The organism is Leptospira alstonii serovar Sichuan str. 79601, from assembly GCF_000347175.1.
GTDB classification, from domain to species: Bacteria; Spirochaetota; Leptospiria; order Leptospirales; family Leptospiraceae; genus Leptospira; species Leptospira alstonii.
Genome location: NZ_ANIK01000011.1, coordinates 1 through 3,423, shown reverse-complemented (window position 1 = coordinate 3,423; position 3,423 = coordinate 1). Strand labels below are relative to the sequence as shown.

The 3,423-nt window shown below is 41.0% G+C and carries 2 protein-coding genes and 1 pseudogene; 2 read left to right on the top strand and 1 reads right to left on the bottom strand.

Annotated elements, in window-relative coordinates:
- The coding region (locus LEP1GSC194_RS21045) for an ISL3 family transposase (RefSeq protein WP_020771784.1) at positions 1-373 on the top strand (373 nt) is incomplete at its 5' end.
- A 336-nt stretch (positions 374-709) separates the two neighbouring features.
- Here the strand turns inward: LEP1GSC194_RS21045 and LEP1GSC194_RS22855 are convergent.
- A pseudogene (locus tag LEP1GSC194_RS22855) lies at positions 710-1,371 on the bottom strand (hypothetical protein); the annotation flags it as partial.
- Between the two features lie 680 nt (positions 1,372-2,051).
- Between LEP1GSC194_RS22855 and LEP1GSC194_RS02870 the strand changes: the two are divergent.
- Positions 2,052-3,113, top strand: a complete 1,062-nt coding sequence (locus tag LEP1GSC194_RS02870; RefSeq protein WP_020772224.1) for a saccharopine dehydrogenase family protein — start codon at positions 2,052-2,054, stop codon at positions 3,111-3,113.
- Positions 3,114-3,423: the final 310 nt, after the last annotated feature.

The following is a 3,423-nucleotide window of genomic DNA, read 5'->3' as shown; positions in this document are numbered from 1 at the left end:
TGATAAGCAAAAGGAAGCTTTCAATTCTCTTAAACTAAATCTGTATAAAGTCGGGAAAGGATGGCAGATAAAAGAAGCCTTTCGTTATTTTTGGTCTTACAGCTATAAAGGTAATGCGGAAAAGTTTTTCAAACGTTGGTATTTTTGGGCTACTCATTCTAAACTTAAACCTATTATTAAAGTCGCTAAGATGCTTTATAAAAACATTAAATATATCCTTACCTACTTCGCTCATCGAATCACAAACGCTGGTTCGGAAAGTATTAATTCAAGTATTCAGAAAATTAAATCGAATGCAAGAGGCTTCAGAAATTTCGATTTCTTCCGCGTCGCTATTCTCTTTCATTTAGGCGGTTTGGACGTTTACCCATGATTTTTCCTGAAGGGCCACTTTTGTGTGGTGGTTGAGATTGCGGACTCAGAAAATCCGGTGAAGTTTGAAGTGGGAAAGACGGAAATCGATCGGATGAATATATCGACGGATTTTTCAAATTAAAATTCGAAATCCTAAAAGTCGACGTCGACTTCTTTCGATTGATTTAATCTCAAACCGATCTATTGTCTCAAAGCCCGCTCCGATCCGGAAACAAAACCTCGTTTAGATCGTACACGTTTTACTGACACCGGCGACGTTCGTCGACATTTGATAGTCCTTCCATTCGGATCTGCCGTAGTCTCCCCCGTTCGTTCCGAAACATTCAAAGGAATATCAGATTTTAATTCGGTTTATACTAGCCATAGCTCCCGAGGCAAATATATAAAGGACGTTAAAGAGTAGCATAATGAAAGGAAACTCCAGCCCTTCTATCCCTGCTATGTCGTAAAAAAAACGACTGGATTGATCTTGTATCCCGCCACATTCTCATGAATTATGAATTCATAATATGCATAGTGATCGTTTGACAATTGTTGCGTGGAATAACTCACATAATAGATTCGGTCTCCGCGATCATTTGTGAATTCAAATATATCCGACTTATAGAAAGGACAGGGAGCATATCCCTTTTCGGAGCGTTCAAATGTATAATTTTTTTCGATGAAATCATGGATTGCCATGCCCTTGGAGGCATTCAGACGGAACGAAGTTTTTTTTAGCGCTTCTCGCCAAGGCGTTTCATTCGGATAGAATCGAATATCGTCCAAATAGTAGTCGATTCTTGTCTGTGGGTCATCGTAATAATTTCGAGTCGAGGTATGTTGGCTTCGATCACGATTTCGCGGTTCAAGATTACAAGGTCGGAGATAAGACGATTCAAAATGCAATGCGGATTGCAATTGACGAACTTCTTGGATCGAATTCGGTATTGACGGACGTGAAAGGTAATATCCCCAATGGGATTGATTCCATAACAAGACAACGAAGCCGAATGATGATATGGCAATGAATTATCCGGAATCTCCCTTTTGAACCTTGAGAGTTTTTCCCAAAACCGTTCAATGTGAGAACTTTACATATTCGATGTTAGGGACGAGTGGATAGGAATTAAGAACGGTTGTATGTTATGTATGTAAAGTCCTAGTGGTAAACCCTCGCCACTTGAAACGTGGGAACTCCCGCGTTTTGGCAAAACTAAAGTGTATCCGCTTTTATTGGCGCTCGAAGAAACTCGGGCATCTCACTGGATCGTTCGATGGCTTTTAGGACAAGCTCTTACTTCCAAAATTTGAAAAATTTAACGAAGTGTTGGGGCGGTTGATCTTCGTACCGAACATACTTTGAAAATATTCATTAGAATTTAATACTTATCTAAAATACTATTCATATTACTTATTGAATGTCTCTGGCGGATGGAAGTATGATTTCTTTTCGAAACCGTATTCAAATCAAAATTCCGAAATGTTTTGAATTTGTCTTCGTGCCGAAACTGATTTCAAAGGATAGACAAGCGTAATGGAAAATTCGAGTTTTGGAGTGGATTTTAAAATTCTACATTACCGTTTAAAGAGCGCGGTTCCGAATTCGTTTTTAAGAATCGGTTCTAAAATCGTATCCCATTGGAACCTCCGTCAAAACTTGACTAATTCTTCCGTCCAAGAAAAATTTGGTCCTTATGGCAACTCGGAAAAAGAATTGGCTTTTATACGGAGCAAACGGTTACACGGGGGAATTGATTGCAAGAAGGGCTGTGGAAAGGGGGCAAAAGCCGATCCTTGCGGGAAGATCCGAATCCAAGATTCGACCTCTTGCCGAAAAACTGGGTCTTCCGTTCAGAATATTTTCTTTGGAGAATCCGAAAGAAGTTCAAAATCAAATATCCGATAACTTCTTAGTCTTACATTGCGCCGGGCCTTTTATAGAAACTGCGTTTCCGATGGCGAACGCATGTATCGAAGCCGGAGTTCATTATTTGGATATCACCGGAGAAATTTCGGTCTATGAAATGCTTTATTCCTTATCCTCCAAGGCGCTTGCAAAAAAGGTAATGCTTCTTCCGGGAGTGGGATTTGATATCGTTCCGACGGATTGCCTTGCGGCGATGCTCAAAGAAAAACTGCCGAAGTCTCATTTTTTGGAACTGGGATTTTCGGGTTTTACGGATATATCCAAAGGAACTCTGAAGAGCGCGCTCGTTCAGCTTCCGTACGGAAGTAAGGTAAGAAGAAACGGAAAGATAGAAACGATTCCTCAATTGAGTTTGAAAAAGATCGTGGAGATTAACGGGCGTTATGCGGAGTTTTTTTCGATTCCTTGGGGAGACGTTTTTACATCGTTTATTTCCACCGGAATTCCGAATATTACCGTATATTCTTCTTTTCCCGAGTTTCAAACTCGGATTTTGAAATTATTACAACCTACCGCCTTTTTCTTAAAAAATTCCCTGATCTTAAAGGGAATGCAGAAATTTGTGGAGCTGATCGCGAGCGGTCCCGACGAAAAAAAAAGGAAACAGGGAACGATTCTTCTTTGGGGAGAGGTTTGGACCGAAGCGAATTCGAAACGAGTTTCCATTCGGATGGGTTGCTCGGAAGTTTACGAGTTTACGATCGAATCTGCGTTAGCCGCCGTTGCAAAGGTGGAAAAAGGAAAATTCCAAGCCGGTTTTACGACTCCTTCCAAAGTATTCGGTTCTAAATTCGTATTGGAAATTCCCGGCACTAAGATTTTGTCTTAGCGCTTGTTCCGAAACCGTACATGTGAAAATTCCTACGTTTTCGATGTTAGGACCAAGGTTTTGAGTTTCCGAGAATGAGGCACCTATTTCAACGGATCGCTCGGTAATGCTCCGCTGCTCGTTGGCTGAAACGCTCTCTATGGATCGCGTTGATTTCCCAACTGCGTTGTGAGCCACTCGCGACGCTCTGCTGCTCGTTGGCTGAAACGCTCTCTCCTATGTTTCTTGTGTCAAGCCCTCCCGCTATTTTTTTTTACATAAGACCATATTGGGCTAATTTTCGATTTAATATATTTTCGGGCATAGAATT

Excerpts from the sequence above, each read along its gene's own strand:
- LEP1GSC194_RS02870 (WP_020772224.1), top strand. The coding sequence starts at position 2,052 with ATGGCAACTCGGAAAAAGAATTGGCTTTTATACGGAGCAAACGGTTAC.